We start from the raw sequence: 24,301 nt of genomic DNA, 5'->3' as shown, positions 1-24,301 counted from the left end.
ACAACGGTTCCGAGGCTCCTTGGCTCCCTAGGTGCTTTGGTTCCCTGATTGCTCCCCCATGTATCTGCCGCCCTCAAGAGGGCGGCAGATCACAAACAGAATCGCGAGTCCCTTGGGCATACCCGAGGTCGCAGATGAGATCAGTAGGCGATGATCATGCCAACGGTGGCGATGGTGGCGACGAGGATCGTGGAAGCCGCTCCGAGGAGGACGGGCTTTATGCCGACCTGCTTGAAGGAGGAGAAGCGGATGCCAGCGCCGAGGGCGAACATGGCGGAGGCGAGACAGACCGATTGCAGGAAGGAGATGACGGTGGAGGCTCCCTGCGGGATGTCAACGAGGGTCGCGAAGATTGAGGCGGCGATGAAGCCAACGACGAAGAGCGGGACCAGCGGGGCCCTCTTGCCCGTCTGCTCCCCACCCCGTTCCATGTAGCCAAGAAGAGCGATGACGGGTGCCAGCATGAGCACGCGCGCAAGCTTGACGATGACGGCGACGGTGAGCACACCCCCGCCCATGATGCCGCCCACCGCCACGACCTGGGCGACCTCGTGAATGCTGGACCCAACGATGAGGCCGGACAGGTGGTCATCGAAGTTCGTGAATCCAAGGAGGAGCGGGACGACGGCGATCATGGCGGTGCCGTAGAGGACCACGAGACCGATGGCGGTCGCAACCTCACTGTCCTTGCGTTTGATGGAGGACTCGACTCCCGCCACGGCTGCCGCACCACAGATGGAGAAGCCCGCACCAATGAGAATGGACTGGGATCTTGTCACTCCCATCCATTTTCCCATGAGGATCGTTCCGAACAGGCCACCAAAGACCACGGCAACGACAACCGAGACCACTCCCCACCCGAGTGCCAGGATGTCGTCAAGGACAATCGAGAACCCGAGCAAAACAATGCCGATGCGGAGCACCCGCTTGGACACGTAGGCGATACCTGGGGTGAGGACCGCTGGGATCTTTGTCAGATTGGCGAGCAGGATACCAGCGATGATGGCGACAAGGAGCGCGCTCAGTTCCGGCACAACCTTCTGCACGAGAACGCAGGCAAGACCAACCGAAATGGCGAGCGTAAATCCTGGGAGGAGCGATTTTTGCACGCCCTCCACTGTACTCCTCAGACAGAATTACGCTGGTTGGGACCGAGATCCGTCAGGACGCTTTCTGCGCGGTATCTGTGCCTTCTTGCGTTCGCGGTACTCGCGGCGCTTGACGGCAAGCATCTCCCTCAGCGCGTCGTCCTCCATGACGAGCCTGACGGTCTGGCAGTCCTCGGGGCCGGTCACGAATGCCTGGCAGAGTGTGCAGGGTTCGCCCGGACGGATCGGGCACTGTGGTACCGACCGGCTCATTGCAGTGCCCTCGTTCCGAGAAGGACCGAGATGTCGGCCGCAAGGGCCGGCCCGGACTGCACATTGAAACTTGTGGGGAGCTTGACGACCACCGTGACCCCGGGCCTCTTCACATGGACGTGAACGGGAGTGTTGCCCGGGTAGTTTCCGAGAAGGTGGCGCAGTCTCGTCATGTTCTCCTGCGTGCACCGCTCCTCGGCAATCGTGATCGCAACCGGTCGATCATCCACTCCCCTCGTGTCCACCGGGGTCACGTCCTGCGTGTTCAGCTGAATATCGCCATCGCGGTTGGAGATGCGGGCCTTGACGGCCACAACAGCGTCCTGCACGAGCAGGTCGGACACCTTCTGGTATGTGGAGTTGAAGATGTTGATGGAGATCGATCCGGTCAGGTCTTCGAGCATGATCTGCGCCCACAGCTTGCCGGTCTTCTTCGATACGCGAGTCTCAACCGAGGTGATGAGGCCCGCGACCGTCACCTGCTCGCCATCCGAGCGCTCCTCCCCTTCAAAGAGGGAAACGACGGAGGCGGTGGCGGCACGCTCCACGGCGGCCTCAAGTCCCGACAGCGGATGATCGGAAACGTAGAGCCCCACCATGTCCCGCTCGAAGTTCAACTTGGTCTTCTTGTCCCACTCGGGGACGTCCGGAACTTGCACCTCAAAGGTGGCGGTATTGTCGCCACCTAGGCCAGCGAACAGGTCGAACTGGCCCGCGGCCTCGTTCCGCTTGACGCCCACAACGACGTCAACGGTTTCTTCGGCGATCAGGGAGAGCGCCTTGCGGCTGTACCCGAGTTCGTCGAAGCCACCCGCCTTGATAAGGCAGTCGAGTGCGCGCTTGTTACACACCGGGAGGGGGACCTTGTCCATGAAATCCTGGAATGACGTGTACTCGCCCTTGTTCTCCCGGGCGGAGATGATGCCGTCCACGACGTTCGCACCCACGTTACGGATCGCGGACAGTCCAATCGTAATCGAGTCACCGACGGCCGAGAAGTTCGCCTGCGACTGGTTGACATCGGGCTGCTTAACCACGATTCCCATGCGGCGGCACTCAGCCAGGTAGAGGGCGAGCTTCTTCTTGTCCGACTTCTGGGAGGTCAGCAGGGCCGCCATGAACTCGACCGGGAAGTGAGCCTTGAGATACGCGGTCCAGTAGGAGACCACGCCGTAGGCGGCGGAGTGCGACTTGTTGAACGCGTACTGGGAGAACGGCAACAGGATGTCCCAGAGCGTCTGCACGCAGTCCTTCGAGAACCCGTTGGCGACCATGCCGGCCTCAAAGTCCGCGAACTGGGCGTTCAGCACCTTGAGCTGCTTCTTACCCATGGCCTTACGCAGAACGTCTGCCTTACCAAGCGAGAAGCCGGCAACCTTCTGGGCGATCTGCATGACCTGCTCCTGATACACAATCAGGCCGTAGGTGGTGCCGAGGATGTCCTTGAGCGGTTCCTCAAGCTCCGGGTGGATCGGGGTGATCTCCTGGAGGCCGTTCTTGCGGAGCGCGTAGTTCGTGTGCGAACCGGCACCCATCGGGCCCGGGCGGTAGAGGGCGGACACAGCCGAGATGTCTTCGAAGTTGTCCGGCTTCATCTGCTTGAGCAGGGTGCGCATGCCGGCGCCATCAAGCTGGAACACGCCAAGTGTCTCGGCCCTGCCCATCAGCTCGTACGTTTCCTTGTCATCCAGGGGCAGATGATCGATATCCGGGGCTTCCTTGCCGTTGTTCCGGATATTCTCTAACGCGTCCTCAATGACCGTGAGGTTGCGCAGGCCGAGGAAGTCCATCTTCAGGAGCCCGAGTTCCTCGCACTGCGGGTACTCGAACTGGGTGATGATCGCGCCGTCCTGGGGGCGCTGCATGATCGGGATGACGTCCTCAAGGGGCTTGGACGACATGATGACGGCGCAGGCGTGCACGCCCCACTGCCTCGTCAGCCCCTCGAGGCCCGTGGCGAGCTCAAACACCTTCTGGTTATCCGGAGTGGACTCGATGTGGGTGCGGAACTCCCCCGCCTCCGCGTACCTCGCGGAATCCTGCTTGAAGACGTCGCTGAGCGGGATGGACTTGCCCTGAATGTCCGGCGGCATCGCCTTCGTCATCTTCTCGCCCACATCGAACGGATATCCGAGCACGCGGGACGCGTCCTTCAGGGCTTGCTTCGACTTGATCGTGCCGTACGTGACGACCTGGGAAACGTTTTCCTTCCCGTACTTGTTCTCGACGTACTCGATGACCTCACCGCGACGGCGCTCATCGAAGTCGACGTCGATATCGGGCATGGAGACACGTTCCGGGTTGAGGAACCTCTCGAACAGGAGACCGTGCGGGATCGGGTCAAGATCGGTGATCTGGAGCGCGTACGCAACCATGGAACCCGCGCCGGAACCACGTCCGGGACCAACTCGGATGCCCTGCTCCTTCGCCCACTTGATGTAGTCGGAGACGACGAGGAAGTAGCCGGGGAAGCCCATCTGGGTGATGACGCTGACCTCGTAGTCGGCGCGCTGACGCACATCATCCGGAATGGTCTCACCGAAGCGGTAGTGGAGGCCGTTCTCCACCTCCTTGACGAACCACGAGGTCGGGTCCTCTCCCGGTGGGGTGGGGAACTCCGGCATGAAGTTCGCGCCCTGGCTGGCCGTCACGAACTCCATCTCGGCGCGCTCCGCAATGAGAAGAGTGTTCGACAGTGCCCCGGGTACATCCCCAAAGAGGCTCTCCATCTGCGCCGTCGTGCGCAGGTGGTATCCGTGACCATCGAACGCGAACCGGTCCGGGTCGGTCAGGGTCGAGCCGGAGTTGATGCATAGCATCGCGTCCTGGATCCTCGCGTCCTCTTCATCGACGTAATGGGAGTCGTTCGTGGCGATCACGGGAGCATCAATGTGCTTGGCGAGCTCAAGCAATTCGTTCCGGACCCTCCGCTCGATCTCATTGTCGTGGTCCATGAGCTCAACGAAGTAGTTCTCTTTGCCGAACAGGTCCTGCATCTCGCCAGCAGCACGCACGGCCTCGTCCCACTGACCGAGCCGGAGGCGGACCTGCACCTCACCCGATGGACATCCAGCCGTCGCGATGAGCCCCTCATGGTAGGTTTCAAGCAATTCACGGTCGATGCGGGGCCACTTACCCATCTGTCCTTCGAGGGACGCCTTCGATCCCATGCGGAACAGGTTGTGCATGCCCTCGGTCGAGTGCGCGAGCAGAGTCATGTGGGTGTAGGCACCCGATGCCGAAACGTCGTCGGCCTTCTGGTCGTCCCGGCCCCACCGGACCCTGTTCTTTGAGAACCTGGAGATCCCGGGAGTCATGTACGCCTCGAGGCCAATGATGGGCTTGATGCCCGCCTTCTTGGCCGTGCGATGGAAGTCGTAGGCACCAAACAGGTAACCGTGGTCGGTGATGGCGAGTGCCTTCTGACCGTTGCGCACCGCCGCATCAACCAGCTTCTGAATCTTTGCCGCCCCATCGAGCATCGAGTACTCGGTGTGGACGTGCAGGTGCACGAACTCTTCATCCTTGATCGCCATGCCCACAAGTCTACGAGCCAACCAACCCAAACAAACTGATCGAATCGCCACAATGGCCCCGGCCACAGCCCCGCCAACTCAGACAAAGCGTTGCTATCACGCCGTTTAACGAGAGACTTTCAATCCCCCTGATCGCCGCGGGAGGAACTGGGAGGTTGACCACCACGACGTAGCTTGATTATCCGAATCATCGTGCAAACCTCGCGCGAGTAACCCGTGCGAAAAGGGACCTGAAGGTCAGCTCATGGATAGAACTGAGAACGAAGCGGAAGGACGAGTGAAGACTGCAAGTAGAGGGAAGACCGCAGGAGGAGGGAAGACCGCAGGAAGAGGGAGGGCTCTGGAAGAGAAATAGCAGTTGGAGTCAGGAGGCCCGAGGGGCCGTGACAGTCTTCTTCATGTCGCGATGCCAGATGCCGGCGTCGAGGTACTCGCGGTCATCCACGTACTCGTATCCAAGTTTCTGGTAGAAGCCCTGGGCTACGTCCTGCGCAGACAGCGCGATCTCGAGGTTGCCGCCTTCCGCGTACTCCTCAAAAGCGACCTTCTCGAGTTCAAGGACGACGTCCCGTCCGAGCCCGGTCCCCCGCACTCGCTTCAGCACGCAGATGCGGCCGAGATGGACGTGGCCGGGACCGTCGAGAAGGATGCGTCCCGTTCCGCACGGGCCCTCCTCGTCCGTGGCGAGAAGGTGAATGGTTGTGGCGGCGTGGTCGAGGTCGTCGAGCTCCTCCTCGAGAGGAACGTGCTGCTCCTCAACAAAGACGCTCTTGCGGATCGCCCAGGCCCCTTCCATGTCCTCCGCGGAGGTCACGCGCGTGATCACCACAGGTCACCCTCTCTCATGCGGTCCAGAGCGAACTGGAGGTCCTCCGGGTAGGCCGAGTGAACGCTGATCTCCTCACCCGTGCGCGGGTGAGCAAACGACAGCTTCGTTGCGTGCAACCACTGACGGTCGAGATTGAGCTTCGCCGACAGGGTGGGGTCTGATCCGTAGAGCGGGTCACCGATCGCGGGATGGTGGACGGCCGCCATATGCACCCTGATCTGGTGGGTCCGGCCAGTCTCGAGGTTGACCTCGAGGAGGCTCGCGCCACCGAGTGTTTCGATCGTGTCGTAGTGGGTGATGGAGGGGCGGCCTCCGGCCACCACTCCCATCTTCCACGAGTGCCTCGTGTCCCTCGCGATCGGAGCATCGATCGTGCCCTTCGCCGGGAACGGGTGGCCCTGAACGAGAACGTGGTAGATCTTCGAGACCGTGCGTTCCTTGAAGGCCCTCTTGAGAACCGTGTAGGCCTGCTCCGACTTCGCCACGACCATGAGCCCGGACGTTCCCACATCAAGTCGGTGGACGATGCCCTTACGTTCTGCGGGACCGTAGGAGGAGATCTTCACGCCGGCTGCTCTGAGCGCACCCACGACGTTTGGGCCCTCCCAGCCAACCGACGGGTGGGCAGCGACGCCCGCGGGCTTGTCAATGATAATGATGTCGTCATCCTCAAATACGACATCCATGTCGACCGGCGTCTCAATGGGTTCCGTTGGCGGCGGTGCCGGGATCTCAACCTCAATGGACTCCCCATCGAGCAGGCGGCGAGAACGCTGAACGTCGCGCCCCGCGACCCTCACCTTCCCCTCGTCAATGAGTTCCTGAGCCTTGGATCGGGTGAGGCCCGTCAGCCTGCTGACGCCAACGTCGGCGCGTTCCCCAGCGAGCCCCTCGGGGACGAAGTATCGACGCAGTTCACTCATTGCACATCATCGATTTCTTCGGTCACGTCCTCCGCCCGTTCCTTTGTTCCCCCGAAGGGGATGCCGCGCAGCTCGATAACAATGAGGGCGAGAACACCGAGCACGAGCGCGATATCGGCGATGTTGCCAACGAACCATCCGTTGTAGTTGATGAAGTCAACGACGTGTCCCTGACCAAACGACGGGTCACGGAAGATTCGGTCAATGAAGTTACCGACCGCACCACCCAGAATAACGGCGAGGGTGATGCCCCATGCCTTCGAGCGACACTCCTTGAGCACCCACGTGATCGCGATGATGACGACGATCGAGAAGATCGTGAACAGCCAGGTGTTGCCGGTGCCGAAGGAGAAGGCCGCGCCCGGGTTGTAGACGAGCACGAAGCTGAGGAAGTCGCCGATCACGGGGATCCGCTGACCGTCGGAGAGTGCCTGTTCGGCCCAGAACTTCGTGACCTGGTCAACGAGAATAATGACCAGGGAAATGGGGAATGCTAATCGGTACATAACACACCGATGGCGGCCCGTAGGCCGCCATCGAACACTTTTCCTTAGATGTTGCCTGCGCCGGTTTGGCCGTTCTCAACATTGGAGAGAAGGGACTCGAGGTAGGACTTCATCCGCGAACGGTAGTCGCGCTCAAAGTCACGCAGCTCGGAGATCTTGCGCTCCATGAGGCCACGCTCCTGCTCGAGCTGAGCAAGGGTGCGGTTGTGCTGGTCTTCTGCTTCCTTGATGAGGCGAGCCGACTCTGCGTTAGCCTCGGACAGGATGCGGTCGCCCTCTTCGCGGCCCTCGTTGACGTACTTGTCGTGGAGCTGCTGTGCGAGTGCGAGAACACCTGCGGCGGGGCCGGACAGGTCGCCGGTCTCGTTGGCCGTGGTCACGGGAGCCGCTGCGGCGGCGGGAGCGGCCTGCTGGCCATCGCCGGACTCGAGCTCACCAACACGTGCCTTGGACTGTGCGAGCTGGTCGCGGAGGCTGTCGCGCTCTTCCGTCAGCTGCTTAATGGTTTCTGCAACCTCGTCGAGGAAGTCATCAACCTCGTCCTGGTTGTATCCCTCTTCGCGGTAACGGGATTCGGTGAATGTCTTGTTAACGACATCCTCTTCCGTGAGCAGCGCCATGTCTTCACCTCATATGGTAGTTGGGTAGTGCTTGGTCGATCTTAAGACTACACCAGGTATATCAAGAAACTTGCGGCCAAAAGTGCATTTAGAGAGCAATAATGATTCGTTGGATGATCCACTGGGCAATCGATACCCCGAAAAAGAGAACGAGGAATCCCATATCGAGCGCGACTGCACCGAGTCGGAGCGGAGGAATGTAGCGTCCAAGGAATCGAAGCGGCGGGTCAGTGAGGCGATACACCAGGTTGGAGAGCACCAGCAGCACGCCGGTGGGTCGCCAATCGCGCGAGAGTACCGACACCAGGTCAATGACGACTCTCGCGAAAAGAACCAGGGTGTATAGCCAAAGGCCCCACCACAGAATAGTGAGGATGAGTGTCATCAGAGACCGAGTCGGTTTTCCTTCTGAGGACCGTGATCAGCCAGCTCCACCGAATACGGAACCATGAGCAGAACGTCATCGGAGATCTGCCTGAGGTTGCCGCCACGGCCGTAGCAGACACCGAGAGCGAAATCGGCGATGCGCTGGCGTGCATTGTCGGCGGTGTCGGCCAGGTTCAGGATCACCGGGAGGTCCTTGCGGAACTCGTTGGCGAAGACCTCAATGTCTGTGAAATCCTGCGGCCTGCACGTCGCAATGCGGGACACTTCTTCATGTTGGGGGGCCACGGCCCGAATGCTGCTCACGGGAGCCTCTTCCTCGTAGTCGGAATACTCGTCGTAGGCCTCGTCGAAGTACTCTTCGTTCTCGTCGATGGCCGGTGTCTTCTCCATGAAGCGCTCAAACATTCCCACGGCGCTCCCCCTTCCAATATTGGCATGCCATGTTTACGGTAATTCAGTCCGCTCTGCGTTGGCGTTAAGCCCCGCGGAGTGTCGTCAAGGTGCCAGGACAAGCACCCCGGCAAACCGCCCAGCACGCCCGTGCTGACGCCGATGCGAGAAGAACCGTTCGTCCTCCATCGTGCACACCAGCACCCGATCTACCTCGACCCCGAGGATGCGTAGCTCACGCTCCAGCGTCCCCGGAATATCTATACCCCGGCTCCCCCAGCGAGTGACACTGGACGATCCCGGGATGATCTGTTCGGAACGTGCGGCGAGCTCCTCGCCCACCTCGTAGCAGTCCCCACAGATCGCCGGGCCGATGACGGCCCGAATGGTTGTGGCACCCTCCTCGCGGAGGATACCTGCGGCCTTGGTGGCGATCCCACCAAGCAGCCCAGCCCTGCCCACGTGCACGACCGCGCCAATGGTCACCTTACCCGTGGCTCCCGAACCCGAACCTAGGTCCGAACCCAAACCCAAGTCCGGATCAGTGCCTTCGGTGGTTCCCACCATGAGGAGCGGGACGCAGTCCGCCACCATGACGGCTCCGCCCTGACCGGGGCGCAGCAGGAGGCCGTCGGCCTCCTGCACGTGCGGCTCCGCCTCAAGGATGGTGGTGCCGTGCACCTGGCTCATCCACGACAGCGGACCAGTCTCGGCCTGGAGCTTGGCTCGCCACGTGTCGACATTTCCTGGATCGTCACCCACGTGGTAGCCGAGGTTCCCTGCGTACGAGTCCGGGGGCGACCCGGCATCACGCGTTGTGAAGCCTGCGAGCACCCCCGGAAGCTGGACCTCGAAAATGATCAGTCCTCGTTGAAGAGGAAGGACGGGATGTCGAGATCCGAGCGGCCACGCTCTTCCTCAACGCGCGGACGCTGCTGCTGGGAGTGCTGCGGCTGCTGGGTCGGGCCGGCCGGTGCCGACGGGGACACGAGGTGCCCCGGCTCTGCCTCGTTGGACGAAGCGGACTCGGGCTGGACCGGAGCGGACGGCGCGCTTGCGGGCACCTGCTGCGCCTTGGGTGCGGGAGCCGATCCGGGAATGCGGCCCTCAAGGATGTGGTCCTCGGACTCGTCGAAGCCCGCGGCAATGACGGTCACGTTGACGACGTCACCGAGGGAGTCCTCGATGATCTGACCAACGATGATGTTGGCGTTCGGGTCGACCGATTCCTTGACGAGCTGGGATGCGCTTGCCAGCTCACGCATGGTGAAGTCGGCACCCGCCTGGAAGGACAGGAGCACACCGTGTGCGCCATCGATGCGTGCCTCGAGGAGCGGGGAAAAGATCGCGTTCTCCGTTGCCCTCATGGCGCGGTCCTCACCGGAAGCAGAACCAATACCCATGATGGCGGTACCGGCGTCCTTCATGACTGCCTTGACGTCCGCGAAGTCGAGGTTGACGAGGCCGGGAATCGTGATGAGGTCGGAGATTCCCTTGACGCCGGAGCGGAGCACTTCGTCAGCCATGTGGTAGGCCTCGATGATCGAGGGCTCGGTCTCAGCGATCTCGAGTAGACGATCGTTGGGAATGACAATGAGCGTGTCGACTGCGGAACGCAGTTCCTTGATGCCCTCGGCTGCCTTTGAGGCGCGCTGGCGTCCCTCAAAGTCGAAGGGGCGGGTCACGACGCCCACAGTGAGTGCGCCGAGGTCGCGTGCGACGCTGGCGACGATCGGAGCCGCACCGGTACCGGTACCGCCACCCTCACCTGCGGTCACGAACACCATGTCTGCGCCCTCGAGGGCGGCACGAATGATGTCGATGTTCTCTTCGGCGGACTTGCGTCCGATGGCGGGATCGGCGCCTGCGCCGAGGCCGTTGGAGACGGAGCGTCCGATGTCGAGCTTCGTCTCGGCTTCGGACTTCACGAGGGACTGACCGTCGGTGTTGACGGCAATGAATTCAACCCCGGCGACACCATCCTGGATCATGCGGTCAACGGCGTTGACACCTGCGCCGCCGACGCCAATGACCTTGATGTTTGCTGCATTGTTGATTGTTGACATATTTCCTCCGGGGTACCTCAAGTTATGGTTGAGGTTTTTTGGCTCCAACCTCGCGCATAAGTTACGGACGATCCGGGCCCTGTTCAACTACCGACGCGCCGTGTCGGCAAAGTCGTCTAATACGTCACTGGAGCGTCGGGGAGCGTCACGTCGTACGTGCCGGCCGGTTCCTGGATGAGAACCGCGACAATTCGCGCTTTCTTCTCATTTTCTTCGGACGGACCCCACTTGATGGTGCCGGAGTCGAGCTGAAATTCGATCAGACCGGAATCAGAAATTGATGCGCCCTGGACACGCCCACGAACGTCCTCGGGTAGCGCAGATACGGCATCAAGCAGTCCGGTGAGGTACTGCTCCGCCTGCTCCGAGCCTAAGTCCATCGAGATCTTCAGGAGCTGACCGCGCAACTCGTCACTCACCTGCAACTGCGTCGCGTCCGCGGCAATGCCCACGCACGACTCCGGGCTACCCACGCAGGCAACCGGTTCGCGCGCCGTGATCGTCACGATCATCCCATCCGGGAAGGAGCCACTCACGCTCGCGTCGAGAACCTCCGGTATCTCTTCCAACTGGTTTTCCAGCTCCGCGGTCGACAGCCGCAGTACGGGGGTGCCGAGCTCCGTTTGTGCGATGCCACGGATCTGTTCCTCGTTCACGATCCCGGCGGGATCGGTCACGGTGATCTCGATTCCTTCGTCCTTGACGGTGAAGAAGCTGGAGAAGAACAGGAGCCAGATCGCGCCAGCGACGATACCGATGCCGAACACAATGAGCAGGAGGCGGATGGCGAACTTCTTGCGCTTCGCCTGCCGTTTCTTCTCGACCTTGTCACTCAGCGGGTACGGATCCGAGGACTTCTTCCTGTGCTTGGGAACGGGAATCTCGGGTACCGAACTCGTCCTGTTGCGGCGCAGTCCGCGCACGAGCTTGCGGGACCTTGACTGCGTTTGCGAAGCTTGAGCACCCGCCTTGTAAGCGGACGCTGGAGCATCGGGGGACGCCGCGGATGGCGCAGAAAGCGAGGTCGCCGTGGTTGCCGCGGTTGCGGGAGTGATTGACGGACTGGTCTTGCCCGTCCCGGGCCGAGAGATGATCCCTTTCGATGCAGAGCCTGCGGGCCGGCTCTTCGGAGCGGTCGGCTTCCTCCTGCTTGATGCACCGGCGGACCGCCCCTGATGCTTCGCTACCCGAGCAGAACCGTGAGGAGCCTTCGAACCGTTCGACCCCTGCGCACCGCCCGAGGTACCTGCACCGGTGGCGCTCTCCCCGCTCCGGGGCGTGGGCTGTTGCTTACCCCTGGGCTTACTCGCTTGGGAAGGACCTCGCTCACCCGTTTCGGGTGCGGCTTGTTGGCCACTGTGATCGGTGGCCGCGGCCTCGCGAGCCTCAGATGCTGCCCGCTCCGCATCGGTGACAATCCGTCGGGGTTGCTTAGGTGGTCTCACAGCTGCGCCAGGATCTCAGGTCCGAGGGAGGTGACGCTACCCGCGCCCATGGTCAAGATGAGGTCGCCGGGTTCCGCCCGCTTCGCGATCTCGGCTGCAGCCTCGTGCATGTCCGCAACGAAGGTGCCGCGCACCATGAGGTTCGTGATGAGGTCGCCCTCAACCCCGTCCATTGGTTCCTCGCGGGCGCCGTACACGCCGGTCACGACAACGTCGTCCGCAAGGTCGAGTGCCTTGGCGAACTCGGCGGCAAAGTTCTTGGTGCGCGAGTACAGGTGGGGCTGGAACAGAACGAGAATGCGTCCCTCGGTGCGTTCCGCGGTTGCCCGGATCGTCGCCTCGACCTCGGTCGGGTGGTGGGCGTAGTCGTCGTAGAGCGACACTCCCCCGGCTTCCCCGCGCTTCTCGAAGCGGCGTCCCGTGCCCTTGAAGGTGCCGATGGCCTTCGCCATCTTCTCCGGGTCGACACCGAGTTCGATGCCCGTCGCCCACACGGCCGCGGCATTCAGGAGCATGTGCTCACCGGGTACGGCAAGTCGGATCTTGGCGGTCAGGGTGTTGCCACGCTTGGGATGGAAGGACAGGGTCGCGGATCCGGGACCGGAGATTCCTACGCTGATGTGGGCGTCGGTTCCCTCGACCTGCTTGCCCACGCCGTAGGACCAGCGCCGACCCTCCGCGGTACGCAACAGGTTGGCCGATCCCTCATCATCGCCACAACCGATGAGGAGCCCGCCCTTGACCCGACATGCTGCAAAGTCGACGAATGCCTGCTGGAAGGCTTCCTCGGTGCCGTAGTGGTCGAGATGGTCGGGTTCAATGTTGGTGACGATGGCGACTGCAGGCGTGTAGTTGAGGAACGAGCCGTCCGACTCGTCCGCCTCGGCAACGAACACGTCGCCGGTGCCGAGCTTCGCGCCGGAGGCTCCCCCGGGCAGCGTCGACCCCACAGCGTACGAGGGGTCAAGACCAACCTCGGTCAAAGCCACCGCCAGCATTCCCGACGTGGAGGTCTTGCCGTGCGCTCCGGCGACCGCGATGAAGTCGAGTCCGGTGGCGGCAAGGGCGAGAGCTTCGGAGCGGTGCAGGATTCGCTGACCGCGAGCCCGTGCGACGGCGAATTCCGGGTTGTTGGGTTTGATTGCGGAGGAGACAACGACCGCAGCATCCGGGTCAACGTTCTCCGCGGCCTGCCCGATGTGGACGGTGATGCCAATGGCTTCGAGGCGGGCGGTGTTAGCCGATGCGACGGCATCGGATCCGGACACCTGCTGTCCGCGAGAGGCAAGCAGTTCCGCGACGGCAACCATGCCGACGCCACCTACACCGATGAGATGGAACTTCATGCGCACTCCTCCACCATGTCGGCGACCGCGGCCGCGCCGTTGGAGACACCGGAGGCCTGAAGGATCTCGCGGCGCTTCATCAGGACGGTTGGGTCGATGAGGGGAACGATCTCGGATCGGACCTTCTCCGGCGTGAATTCGTCGTTGGGGATGTGGGTGAAGGCACCAGCGTCAATGTACGACTTGGCGTTGAGGTACTGTTCGCCGTTACCAATGGCGAGGGGAACAACGACGGCGGGGATGGCGAGAGCGGCCAGCTCGGCGACCATGCCGGCACCGGCGCGGGTGATGACGAGGTCCGCAACCGCGTACGCCTCCTCCATGTCCCGCACGTAGTCGACAACCCGGTAACGGTCACCCTCGGCGCCCGCCGCGATGTCCGAGCCCTTGCCCTTGCCCGTGACGTGCAGAACCTGAGCCTTCTCGAGAACCGTGGGGGCGGCTTCCGAGAACGCGACGTTGAGGCGCTGAGCTCCGGAGGAGCCACCGGTCACGAGCACGATGAGTTCCAAGGGGTTCAGCCCGAACCTGGTGGCCGCGAACTCCCTGCGGTACCTGCGCCGGTCCGGGTCCTGAAAGTCCTCCGCGAGGGCGCTGATTTCTGCGCGCAGGGGCAGGCCCGTCACCTTGGTGACGCCATTCTTGGCGACAAGCGGGGTCGAATCGAAGGTGAGGGCCACGCCCTTGGCGAAGCGCGCACCGAGCTTGTTGGCAAGGCCGGGGCGTGCGTTTTGCTCCTGGATGATGACGGGCTTGCCCTCCTTGCGTGCCGCAAGGTAGGCGGGAGTGGACACGTAGCCACCGAAACCGATGACGGCATCAATGTCGCGGTCCCTGATGAGGGTCGCGAGGTCATTCACCGCACCCCGGAGCCTGCCCGGGAGCTTGACCAGGTCAAGGGAGGGCTTGCGCGGGAGCGGGATCTTCGGAATCGGGTGCAACTCAAGTCCGGCCGCGGGGACAAGCTCTGCTTCCAGGCCGGTCCGCGTGCCGACCGCGATGACCTCGTGCCCGCGTTCCCGAAGTTCCCGTGCCACGGCGAGCATCGGGTTGACGTGACCGGCGGTGCCTCCGGCTGCGGCAAGAATTCTCATCGGGAGCTCCTTAGGGAAGCGGTGGACTGGAAGGCGGACCGGGACAGGTGCAGGGACTGCATGACGCCGGGCTGGCGGAGCGCGAGGGACAGCACGACGCCAACCGCCAAGAGACAAGCGATGAGCGAGGAACCACCCTGGGAGATGAACGGGAGGGGCACACCGAAGACCGGAAGCACACCCGTCACGACCATCATATTGAGTACTGCCTGGCCGGTCAGCCAGATCGCGATCATCGCGACAAAGTACCGCACCCACATGTCCTTGTGGTGGGTTGCGATCCTAATGAGGCCGAAACCGAGAATGACGAAGAGGAGGATGACGGCGAGGCAGCCAGCCAGGCCGAGCTCCTCACCGATCACGGCAAAGATGAAGTCGTTGTGTGCCTCGGGAAGATAGTTCCATTTCTCTCGTGATGCGCCGAGTCCGACGCCGCCGATGCCGCCCGTGCCGAACGCCCACATCGCGTACTCGGACTGCGTCGGGTCGTAAACATCGGGGGTGACGAACAGGTTCGAGAAGTAGTCGGCCACGCGGTTGAGGCGCGAGGGTTCCGCGGCAATGAGGATGACAGCGACGATGCCGACACAGATGATGAGGACCGTGAGCCACTTTCCGGGGATGCCGGCCAACCAGAAGAGAACGCCGTACATGAGGACGAAGATGATGGCGGTACCCATGTCGCGGCCCGCAAGAACACCGAAGAGGGCAATCATGGCTCCGGATCCCGCCGGCCACGCCACCTTCTTCAGGTCAGTCATGTCCGACCGGCTCAGCCTGCCTACCATGACCGCGAGCCACAGCGCGGCCGCCAACTTGAGGAACTCGGAGGGCTGCAGGGTAAAGCCACCGAGGTTCACCCAGTTGTTGTTGCCTCGCGAGGACATGCCCAGGGGCGTGAGAACAAGGTACTGGAGGATGACGGCACCGATGAAGATGAGCCAGGCAAACCGCTTGTAGAACCCGGGCGGTATCGCGGCCGCGATGGGGAGCAGGATGACGCCCACGATGCCGAAGGTGAGCTGGCGCTGTGCATCAGCGAAACGGGCGGCCGGATTGTCGTAGACGAGGGCCTGCGAAATCGAGGTCACCGAGGTCGCCGAAAACACCATGACGATGCCAATGACCGCAAGGATCAGGGTGGCGGTAACGACCAGTACGATGGCCTGGCGAATGACGTCTCTCGCCCGCTCGTCAGTCGCGGACAGTGTGACGCTCATTCTTTACTCCAATACTGCTTGGGCGAATTGTTGGCCGCGATCGGCATAGGACGCGAACTGATCCCAGGACGCACATGCTGGGGCGAGCATGACAACAGCGTTCTGACCTGCAAGTTGTCTCGCTGCCGCGACAGCATCGGTCATGACTTTAGCGGAGCCGGGAGGGATGACCGTGACAGGCACGCCCTGTGCCCCTGATCTCAGTGCCTCAAGAATGGGTTCCTGGTCCTCACCGATGACAACGACGCCCTTGAGCTTGTGGGAGATGTCGGAGACGAGTTCGTCGAAGCGTGCGCCCTTGGCGACACCACCCGCGATCCACACGACCGACCCGTCCTCCTGAGCACGGATGGAGGCGCGTGCCGCGTGTGCGTTCGTTGCCTTCGAGTCGTTGATCCACGTGACACCGCCCTGGACCGCCACGGTCTCGATCCTGTGCCCGCCCAGACTGAACGAGGACAGTGCCCGCTGAATGGCTTCGGGAGTCACGCCGGCGGCCCGCACGAGCCCCGCCGCCATCATCGCGTCGTTCAACAGGTGGACGGGAACATCACCGTGGGCGAGGTGCTCGAGGTCCTTGACCTGGAACAGCTCGTTCGCGGAATGGAAGCGTTCGGGTCCGTAGGCGCGCTCCGCCACGAGGTCCTCAACGAGGCCGATCTGGCCGGGGCCGGGAACACCCTTCGTGAGCCCGATCGCGCGGGCGCCCTCGACGACGTCGGCCTCTTCGACCATGGCCGCGACCTTGGGTTCGTCGACCGGGTAGAGGCAGGCAACCTGCGTGTTGTTGTAGACGCGTGCCTTGTCGGCCCAGTAGGCCTCGCGCGAACCGTGCCAATCGAGATGATCATCGGCTATGTTCAGGCATCCGGCAGCGAGCGGAGACATCGTGTGCGTCGAGTGCAGTTGGAAGGAGGAGAGTTCCACGACCACGAGATTTGGTCCCTCCTCCGACGTCACGGCCGTGATGAGAGGGTCGCCAACGTTGCCAACAGCCTGGGCGGTAAAGCCTCCGGCCTGCGCCATGGCGGTCGCCATCTGCACCGTCGTGGTCTTGCCGTTCGTGCCGGTCACAGCGAGCCACGGGGCCGCAGTGCCATCGGCATCGACGGAGCGCATGCGCCACGCAAGCTCAACCTCGGACCAGACCGGGATCTTGTAGGCGTTCAGTGCCTCGTAGACGTCGGAGACGGCGGGAATACCGGGGGCGATGACGACGAGGTTCGGACCCCAGTCCAGCAGTGCCTCGGGGGTCAGGAGGCGGGCACCAACATCGTCACCCTTGCTGTCCCACTGGGACAGGGTCGCGTTCGTGTGCTCCGTGAGCGCCGCGAAGCTTGCCCGACCAGACAATCCCATACCAACAACGGCGATGCGTGCGCCATCAAAATCTTCTCGGCTAAGTACATGCCTCACTGGACGGCCAACCATTCCGTGTAGAACAAGCCACCACCGAGGGCGGCAAGCAGGGCTGCGATGATCCAGAAGCGGATCACGATCGTCACTTCACCCCAGCCCTTGAGCTCAAAGTGGTGGTGAAGCGGCGCCATTCTGAAGACGCGTTTCTTTGTTGCCTTGAAAACCCCGATTTGGATCACGTCCGACATGACGATGATGACGAAGATGCCGCCGATGAGGACCGCGAGGACCTCGGTGCGGGACAGGATCGAGACACCCGCGAAGGCGGCGCCGAGTGCGAGCGAACCGGTGTCGCCCATGAAGATCTGAGCCGGGGACGCATTCCACCAGAGGAAGCCGAAGCAGGCACCGACGATCGCGGCACAGATCATCGCGAGGTCACGAGGGTCGCGTACCTCGTAGCAGCCGGTCGAGGGGTCAAGGATGGAGAGGCAGGACTGGTTCGACTGCCAGATCGTGATGATCGTGTAGGCGCCAAACGAAATCATCGAAGCACCCGTGGCGAGACCATCCAGGCCGTCCGTCAGGTTGACCGCGTTCGACCAGGCCGTGATGAGGAAGTTCGCCCAGATGACAAAGAGGACAAGGCCGACACCGACTCCGGCGAAGGCGAGGGTTAGGTCCGTGTCACGCACGAACGAGATGCGCATCGAGGCGGGGGTGCGGAACTCGTCGTTGCGGAACTGAAGGGCGAGAACGGCAAAGAGGATGCCGACGAGAGCCTGACCAACGATCTTGCCCGCGGGACTCAATCCCAGGGAACGCTGGTTCGAGATCTTGATGAAGTCATCGAGGAAGCCAATGAAACCCATGCCCACCATGAGGAAGATGAGCAACCATCCGGAGGCCCCCGGCATACGCCCCGCCACAATGTTGGCGACGGCGTAACCGATGACTGTCGCGAGGATGATGACGACGCCACCCATGGTTGGGGTGCCGCGCTTGGTTGCGTGGGAGGTCGGACCGTCCTGGCGAATGAACTGGCCGTACTGCTTCTTCACCAAGAACTTGATGAACAGCGGGGTGCCCAGGAGGGAGATCAGCATAGCGACTCCCATGGAAACCATGATCGTTAGCATGTCTCCTCCTTCACGCGATCAGCCAGCTGCCAAATCTTGGATCCGTTCGATCCTTTCAACAGAATAGTCCCTGGCTCGCCAAGGAGTGGGGATAACGCCGCCCAAGCCTCGTCGATGTCGGCCGCCTCGGTCGTGTCGATACCGGCCTCACTGGCACTCTCGGCAAGGGCGGGAGCCCCCACCGCGATCAGGGTGTCGATTCCCAGGTCGGAGAGTTCGCGGCCAACGGAGGCGTGCTCGGCGTCCGATTCGTCGCCAAGCTCGAGCATCGCACCCAGCACGGCGACCCTGCGGCCACCCTGGCCGATCTGGGACAGCGCACGCAGTCCCGCTCTCATGGAATCAGGGTTCGCGTTGTACGAGTCGTCAATGACGGTGAGTTCACCCGCGCTCCACACGTCCATGCGGTGCGGGGAGGCGGCACCGAGTCCGCCGAGGCGCTGTGCGATCTCGGCGAGATCAAAACCTGCGAGCACGCCAACGGTGGCCGCCGCGAGGGCGTTCGATACGTGGTGCTCGCCAACAAGACCGAGGTTGACCCGTGCCTGCTCGGAGTCGTGATTGAGGGTGAAGGCAGCCCGACCATCCCGACCGACTTCAATGTCCGTCGCAAACACGTCGGCCTCACCAGTGCGGGAGAACATGACGACCTTCTTGGCCTTGGACTTCATGGCCTCAACGCGGAAGTCGTCCGCGTTGAGGACGGCTGTGCCGCCATCGCGGATGCCGGTGACGAGCTCCGCCTTGGCCTCGGCGACCTTCTCGATGCCACCAAACTCACCCAGGTGGGCGCGTGCCACGGCCAAGACCACGCCAATGTCGAGGGGAGCAATCCCGGTCAGATGCTTGAGGTTACCCACGTGATCCGCTCCCATCTCCAGCACGAGGGTCGCGGTCTTTTCATCGGCGCGGAGCACCGTGAGCGGCAAACCAATCTCGTTGTTGAAGGAACCGGGAGGAGCAATGATCGGACCCCTTGGCTCCAGGAGGGTTGCGAGCAGATCCTTCGTCGTGGTCTTGCCGACAGAACCGGTCACGCCAACAACAAGCGGGTTGCCCGCCATGCGCACCCGCAGCAGGTTAGCCTTGGCGAGCTCACCCAGGGCGTCCTGCGTGGACGGGACCGAGATGAGGCGTGCGGGGTCCGCACCGGTTGCGAGCGCGCGCTCGGGATCCTCCACGAGCACCCCGCTGGCACCGAGTTCGAGTGCGTTCTGCGCATAGTCGTGACCATCAACCCGCTCACCGGGGATGGCAGCGAAGAGCGTGCCGGGGACGGCCTGGCGGGAGTCGATGATGACGGAGCCGGCAGTCTCCTGCTCGGAGCCACCGGCCAGGAGACGACCCGACACATCGCTGGCGATCTGTTGAAGCGATACAGGGATCATTGCGCTTGCCTCCTTGCGAGAGCGGCTCTCGCTTCCACCCGGTCGTCAAGCTCGTACTCGACGCCGGCTACTTCTTGAATGGTCTCATGACCGCGACCAGCAACGAGAACGGTGTCCGCATCATCGGCATTCTCGATGGCGGCGGCAATGGCCGTGGCCCTGTCCCCAATCTCAATGATCTCAACGAGTCCTTCGGCGCCCTGACGGATCTGCTCGCGAATCGTTGCGGGATCCTCGGAGTGCGGATCGTCGTCGGTCAGGTAGAAGACATCGGAACCTTCGGCCACGACGCGACCCATGATTGGCCGCTTGACCGCGTCGCGGTCCCCCGCCGACCCAGTCAGCGTGATGAGCTTGCCCTCCGTGTCGGCCCGCAACGCCGACATGGCCTTCTCCAGGGCGTCCGCGTTGTGTGCGAAGTCAATGACGACCCTAGGGCGCTCCGACAGGACCTCCATGCGTCCCGGCACGGTGGGGGTGATGTCGGCAATGGCCTTGTCTGCCCCGTCGACGCCCGCCTCAAGCACCATCGCCGCGGCCAGTGCCGCGTTCGCGGTGTTGAATGCACCCGGAAGGCCCGTGTGACAGTGGTGCACGGCCGGGTCGTCCACACCCTGTTCCGTCATGGTGAAGTCGTCACTGCCGTCGACGAGCCAGCCGTACCCGTCGCGCGCGGTCCTGCCGACCCACCTCGGGTTCCTGCCGTCGCCACTCAGCCTCTCAAAGAGGAGATTGCCGTGCTCGTCATCGGTCCAGATGACTGCGCGATCTGACTTGTTCTCGTCGAACAGCATGGCCTTGGCCTCGAAGTAATCCTCGAGGGTGTCGTGGTAGTCGAGGTGGTCCTGGGTCAGGTTCGTGAACCCCGCGACCGAGTACGTGATCGGATCGGTGCGGTGCTGGGAGAGTGCGTGGGAGGACACCTCCATGACCAGCTCCGTGCCCTTCTCATCCACGAGCCGCTTCAAAAACTTCTGCAGGTCCGCGGGCTGAGGGGTCGTGAGCTTGGCGGGCACATCCCTGCCCGCGATCTGCAGGGCAACGGTGCCAACGAGGCCGGTCACGAGGCCCAGCTTCGCCAGGATGTGCTCAATCATGTACGCGGTCGTAGTCTTGCCATTCGTACCCGTCACGCCAAAGCTGCGGAGCTTGTCGGCGGGTCGATCGAGGATGCGTGCGGCCACCTCACCGAGAATGCCGGCCACGTCATCGACGATGACGAGGGGAACATCGGCCGGGACGTACTCGGCGCCAGCCTGATCGGTGAGAACGGCAACCGCTCCTCTGCCGATGGCATCGGGAGCGAACTTTGCTCCGTGCACGTGGGCGCCGGGCACGCCAGCGAACAGGTCCCCGGGCTGGGTCTCGCGGTTGTCCGCAACGATCCCGGTTACGTCCTGGCCTGGTCCCCTCACTTCACCGAGGCTTGTGAGTTCACTCAGTTTCATCGGTACTCCACATACTCTCGGTAGGTGCCATCCTCGTTGAGGAGATTGCCACCCTGTGCGTTGTTCAGCTCAGACTCGGTCCAGGGGTACTGGACGATCGGCTCCGATGAGGGCGGGATGCCAAGGTGGCGGACCGCGAAGGCACCGAACTCGCCAAAGACGGGCGCTGCCGTCTCAGAGCCGTAGCCGGGTCCATTTCCGTTGTAGACAACAACCGCGACGGCGACCTGCGGATCCTCGGCAGGGACGACGCCAACGAACGTGCCGACCCTGTCGTTCAGCCTGCCGGACTCGTCCGCCATCTGCGCCGTACCGGTCTTGCCCGCCACGTTGTAGCCGGGGATGCGGGCGTAGTAGCCGGTGGATCCGGACTCCGTCACGCCCTGCATGATCTCCAGCATCTGATCGGCCGTGTCCTCTTCAATGACGCGAACCGGGTCGTCAACGATCGTGGGTTCCACAGTGCCATCGGGGTGCGTGACCGAGTCGATGATATGGAGGTCGTTTCGGACGCCACCGTTCGCGATCGTCGCAACCATCTGACCGAGCTGGGCGGTGGTGAGCGCGTAGGACTGACCGAACATGGTCGTGTACCGCGTGCGCGGACCCCAGTTGTCCGGATCGGACATGATGCCTGGAGACTCGGCGGGAAGCTCGATGCCGGTCCGCTCTCCCAAACCAAACAGCCTCATGTACTCGTAGCGGGTCTGATCATCGATCGTGTCACCGATCTGGATGAGGCCCGTGTTGTAGGACTTGGCCAGAATGCCGGCCACGGTCATGTTCTCCGACGGGTGCGAATCGTTGTCACGAATGGTTTCGCCGTTCGGCATCGTGATCGTGGACGACACCGGGAACATGGTGAGGGGGGTGACCGTGCCCTGGTCGAGGGCGGCCGAGAACGTCATGAGTTTGCCGGAGGAACCGGGCTCAACCGGGGTCTGGACAGCGCGTGATCCAACGGAACCGCCTTCACTCGCGTTCTGCGGATCGAAGGTGCCCGTGTCCGACAGAGCAAGGACGCGGCCAGTATCGACCTCGATGGCGACCGCGGCACCCCACTCTGCGCCCTGTGCCTCAACGGACTTGTTGAGTGCCTCGTCGAGCGCGTACTGGAGGTCAACGTCGATCGTGAGCGTGATGTCGCTGCCGTGCTCGGCGGGTTCCTCGATCGTGCGGCCCGTGGGGATCACGGCACCGGAGCGAGAGATCTCAACCGTGAGGGAACCATCGACACCCGTCAGGTACTCATCCATGGTGCGTTCAATGCCGGCCTGACCAACGACGGAGCCAGAATCGTCCTCACCGAGGAAGCCCAGAACGGAGGCACCGACCCTATCGTTCGGGTACTCGCGGCGCATGAACTGCTCGGGCTCGATTCCGGGGATGCCGTACGAGTTGATCTGACGCCACACCTCGGGAGATACGTCGCGTGCGATATAGGTCCACGAGGACTTCGTGTCGGTTCCGTAGAGGATGCCGGCGAGTCGTGCCTCGTCGATGTCAAGAATGGATGAGAGCACCTCGGCCGCGGCCGGAGCTCCCCTGCCGATGATGTTGCCCTCCTCGTCGCGGCGCACGTAGTCCTGGATGAGGTTCTGGTTCACGGCAACGTTGTAGCGCTCACGAGAGACCGCGAGCGTGTTTCCGTTGGCGTCCAGGATCTCGCCACGCTCCGCGGGAAGCGTGTACGTACGGGACCGATGCTGGATCGCCGTGTTCGACAGGGTGTCGGCACGAACCACCTGGAGGTCAACGAGGCGCACGCTGAGGAGCACGAGACCCACGACAAAGAGGCCGACGATCGGCTTGAGTCTCGAAACGAACGTATTCTTAACGGCGACCCTACTGCGAAACTTACGCAGTCGGTCTCGGAAGGACGTGGTGCTCACGTCTGCCATTATTGCCCGTTGGTCGCGCTACCACCGGTAACGACACTATTGCCGAGGTCAACGTGACGAATCTCGGTCGCGGGAACGAGACCCAGGGACTCGGCCTTATCGCGCAAAGCGACGGCCGTGGAGGCCTCCGCAATCTCGTCCTGAAGCGTGTTGCGCGTGTCGGCAAGATCGTTGAGTAGCACCTTCTGCTCCTGGATCTTGTACGCGCCCTCAACCATGGCGGTGTTGAGCCAGAACACGGTGGCGAAAGCGCCACACAGGAGCACAATGCAGGCGATGATGGAAAGAATGAAGCCCTTCATGGGGGCGGGGCTCGGTACCACCTGAATCGACGGCAGCCCGGTGACGACAGGCCGGCGAACCGGGCGAGCAGGTGCTGTTTGCGTAGCGGTTGCGCTCATGAACGACGTCCTTCACTAAGTTTCTCGCAGGCACGTACTCGTACCGAAGCTGATCGTGGGTTTCTTGCAATCTCGGCGGCATCCGCCTGAATCGCCTTGTGGGTGATGAGTGTGAACGGGGGTTTATCGAGATCGACCGGTACCCCGATGGGAGTGTTCGAGGTGGACGCGTCCTGCATCGCCCGCTTAACGATCCTGTCCTCCAGGGAGTGGTAGGACTCGACCACGAGGCGGCCACCTTCCGCGAGGCTGTCCAGCGCCGCCGGTATCGCTCGCTCCAGGATTGTCATCTCGTCGTTGACGGCGATGCGCAGGGCTTGGAAGGTCCTCTTCGCAGGGTTGCCGCCGGTCCTGCGCGCCGCTGCCGGTATCGCATCCTTGACGAGGTCCGCGAGCTGAGATGTCGTCATCGAATGCCGGTCCGGGTGGTTCACGATCTTCGAGGCGATCTTGCCCGCGAAGCGCTCCTCCCCGTACACGGAGATGATCCGGGCGAGCTCACCGTGGGTCGAGTTCGAAATCAGGTCCTGAGCAGTCTGCCCCTTGGAGGTGTCCATCCTCATGTCGAGCGGAGCGTCTTGCGCGTAGGCAAACCCGCGGGAGGCATCGTCGAGCTGAAGGGAGGAGACCCCGAGGTCCATGAGGATACCCATGGGGGCGCCGTGCTTGGCAGCGATCTCACCGATCGCATCGTACTCTGCGTGCTCGGCGGTGAACCTGTCACCAAAGGGTGCGAGCCTCTCGGACGCAAGCCTGATCGCTTCCGGGTCGCGGTCGATGCCGACCACGCGCACGTTCGGGAAGCGGGTGAGGGCTGCTTCCGTGTGACCACCTATGCCGAGGGTTGCGTCGATGAGAATGGAGGGTTCGCCAAGAGCGGGTGCGAGAAGTTCCATGCACGTGTCCAACAGGACTGGTACGTGAAGATCCGCTGCGCTCATG

22 protein-coding genes are annotated in these 24,301 nt (G+C 62.7%); all 22 read right to left on the bottom strand.

The window, feature by feature from the left end:
• Positions 1 to 140: 140 nt before the first annotated feature.
• Entirely contained in the window at positions 141 to 1,109 is a 969-nt protein-coding gene (locus tag QMB98_RS04495; protein WP_371684475.1) for a YeiH family protein, read from the bottom strand.
• 27 nt (positions 1,110 to 1,136) lie between these two features.
• Entirely contained in the window at positions 1,137 to 1,361 is a 225-nt protein-coding gene (locus tag QMB98_RS04490; protein ID WP_371684474.1) for a DUF6767 domain-containing protein, read from the bottom strand.
• Complete coding sequence (gene dnaE / locus QMB98_RS04485) at positions 1,358 to 4,897, bottom strand: DNA polymerase III subunit alpha (RefSeq protein WP_371684473.1); 3,540 nt, start codon at positions 4,895 to 4,897, stop codon at positions 1,358 to 1,360. Before dnaE ends, QMB98_RS04490 begins: the two co-directional genes overlap by 4 nt.
• Positions 4,898 to 5,261: 364 nt before the next feature.
• A complete protein-coding gene (locus tag QMB98_RS04480; RefSeq protein WP_371684472.1) occupies positions 5,262 to 5,723 on the bottom strand; it encodes a GNAT family N-acetyltransferase in 462 nt (153 codons plus the stop codon).
• The gene (locus tag QMB98_RS04475; protein WP_371684471.1) at positions 5,720 to 6,649 is read right to left on the bottom strand and encodes an RluA family pseudouridine synthase; all 930 of its coding nucleotides are present in this window, start codon (positions 6,647 to 6,649) and stop codon (positions 5,720 to 5,722) included. The genes QMB98_RS04480 and QMB98_RS04475 overlap by 4 nt, the downstream gene beginning before the upstream one ends.
• Positions 6,646 to 7,155, bottom strand: coding sequence for a signal peptidase II (gene lspA / locus QMB98_RS04470; RefSeq protein WP_371684470.1), 510 nt, complete (start codon positions 7,153 to 7,155; stop codon positions 6,646 to 6,648). The genes QMB98_RS04475 and lspA overlap by 4 nt, the downstream gene beginning before the upstream one ends.
• A gap of 44 nt (positions 7,156 to 7,199) precedes the next feature.
• Positions 7,200 to 7,775 carry a DivIVA domain-containing protein gene (locus tag QMB98_RS04465; RefSeq protein ID WP_371684469.1) on the bottom strand — a complete coding sequence of 192 codons (576 nt, stop codon included), beginning with the start codon at positions 7,773 to 7,775 and terminating at the stop codon, positions 7,200 to 7,202.
• 88 nt (positions 7,776 to 7,863) lie between these two features.
• On the bottom strand, positions 7,864 to 8,160 hold the full coding sequence (locus QMB98_RS04460) for a YggT family protein (protein ID WP_371684468.1): 297 nt from the start codon (positions 8,158 to 8,160) through the stop codon (positions 7,864 to 7,866).
• The gene (locus tag QMB98_RS04455; RefSeq protein ID WP_371684499.1) at positions 8,160 to 8,567 is read right to left on the bottom strand and encodes a cell division protein SepF; all 408 of its coding nucleotides are present in this window, start codon (positions 8,565 to 8,567) and stop codon (positions 8,160 to 8,162) included. Before QMB98_RS04455 ends, QMB98_RS04460 begins: the two co-directional genes overlap by 1 nt.
• A gap of 90 nt (positions 8,568 to 8,657) precedes the next feature.
• A complete protein-coding gene (locus QMB98_RS04450) occupies positions 8,658 to 9,386 on the bottom strand; it encodes a polyphenol oxidase family protein (RefSeq protein ID WP_371684467.1) in 729 nt (242 codons plus the stop codon).
• Between the two features lie 26 nt (positions 9,387 to 9,412).
• Positions 9,413 to 10,618: a cell division protein FtsZ gene (gene ftsZ, locus QMB98_RS04445; RefSeq protein WP_371684466.1), complete on the bottom strand. Its 1,206-nt coding sequence runs from the start codon at positions 10,616 to 10,618 to the stop codon at positions 9,413 to 9,415.
• A gap of 116 nt (positions 10,619 to 10,734) precedes the next feature.
• The gene (locus QMB98_RS04440; RefSeq protein ID WP_371684465.1) at positions 10,735 to 12,063 is read right to left on the bottom strand and encodes an FtsQ-type POTRA domain-containing protein; all 1,329 of its coding nucleotides are present in this window, start codon (positions 12,061 to 12,063) and stop codon (positions 10,735 to 10,737) included.
• Positions 12,060 to 13,409, bottom strand: a complete 1,350-nt coding sequence (murC, locus tag QMB98_RS04435) for a UDP-N-acetylmuramate--L-alanine ligase (RefSeq protein ID WP_371684464.1) — start codon at positions 13,407 to 13,409, stop codon at positions 12,060 to 12,062. The genes QMB98_RS04440 and murC overlap by 4 nt, the downstream gene beginning before the upstream one ends.
• The gene (gene murG / locus QMB98_RS04430) at positions 13,406 to 14,503 is read right to left on the bottom strand and encodes an undecaprenyldiphospho-muramoylpentapeptide beta-N-acetylglucosaminyltransferase (RefSeq protein WP_371684463.1); all 1,098 of its coding nucleotides are present in this window, start codon (positions 14,501 to 14,503) and stop codon (positions 13,406 to 13,408) included. The genes murC and murG overlap by 4 nt, the downstream gene beginning before the upstream one ends.
• Positions 14,500 to 15,723 (bottom strand): FtsW/RodA/SpoVE family cell cycle protein, encoded by a 1,224-nt coding sequence (locus tag QMB98_RS04425; protein WP_371684462.1) that lies wholly within the window; start codon positions 15,721 to 15,723, stop codon positions 14,500 to 14,502. The genes murG and QMB98_RS04425 overlap by 4 nt, the downstream gene beginning before the upstream one ends.
• A 3-nt stretch (positions 15,724 to 15,726) precedes the next feature.
• Positions 15,727 to 17,139: a UDP-N-acetylmuramoyl-L-alanine--D-glutamate ligase gene (murD, locus tag QMB98_RS04420; RefSeq protein ID WP_371684461.1), complete on the bottom strand. Its 1,413-nt coding sequence runs from the start codon at positions 17,137 to 17,139 to the stop codon at positions 15,727 to 15,729.
• Positions 17,136 to 18,221 (bottom strand): phospho-N-acetylmuramoyl-pentapeptide-transferase, encoded by a 1,086-nt coding sequence (gene mraY / locus QMB98_RS04415; RefSeq protein ID WP_371684460.1) that lies wholly within the window; start codon positions 18,219 to 18,221, stop codon positions 17,136 to 17,138. Before mraY ends, murD begins: the two co-directional genes overlap by 4 nt.
• A complete protein-coding gene (gene murF, locus QMB98_RS04410) occupies positions 18,215 to 19,609 on the bottom strand; it encodes a UDP-N-acetylmuramoyl-tripeptide--D-alanyl-D-alanine ligase (protein ID WP_371684459.1) in 1,395 nt (464 codons plus the stop codon). Before murF ends, mraY begins: the two co-directional genes overlap by 7 nt.
• Entirely contained in the window at positions 19,606 to 21,057 is a 1,452-nt protein-coding gene (locus QMB98_RS04405) for a UDP-N-acetylmuramoyl-L-alanyl-D-glutamate--2,6-diaminopimelate ligase (protein ID WP_371684458.1), read from the bottom strand. Before QMB98_RS04405 ends, murF begins: the two co-directional genes overlap by 4 nt.
• Positions 21,054 to 22,958: a peptidoglycan D,D-transpeptidase FtsI family protein gene (locus tag QMB98_RS04400; RefSeq protein ID WP_371684457.1), complete on the bottom strand. Its 1,905-nt coding sequence runs from the start codon at positions 22,956 to 22,958 to the stop codon at positions 21,054 to 21,056. The genes QMB98_RS04405 and QMB98_RS04400 overlap by 4 nt, the downstream gene beginning before the upstream one ends.
• Positions 22,958 to 23,359 carry a hypothetical protein gene (locus QMB98_RS04395; protein WP_371684456.1) on the bottom strand — a complete coding sequence of 134 codons (402 nt, stop codon included), beginning with the start codon at positions 23,357 to 23,359 and terminating at the stop codon, positions 22,958 to 22,960. Before QMB98_RS04395 ends, QMB98_RS04400 begins: the two co-directional genes overlap by 1 nt.
• Positions 23,356 to 24,300, bottom strand: a complete 945-nt coding sequence (gene rsmH, locus QMB98_RS04390; protein WP_371684455.1) for a 16S rRNA (cytosine(1402)-N(4))-methyltransferase RsmH — start codon at positions 24,298 to 24,300, stop codon at positions 23,356 to 23,358. Before rsmH ends, QMB98_RS04395 begins: the two co-directional genes overlap by 4 nt.
• Position 24,301: the final 1 nt, after the last annotated feature.

The organism is Flaviflexus sp. (assembly GCF_041440645.1).
Taxonomy (GTDB): Bacteria; Actinomycetota; Actinomycetes; order Actinomycetales; family Actinomycetaceae; genus Flaviflexus.
The sequence above is the reverse complement of the archived record's forward strand: the minus strand, read 5'-3'. Positions and strand labels throughout refer to the sequence as shown.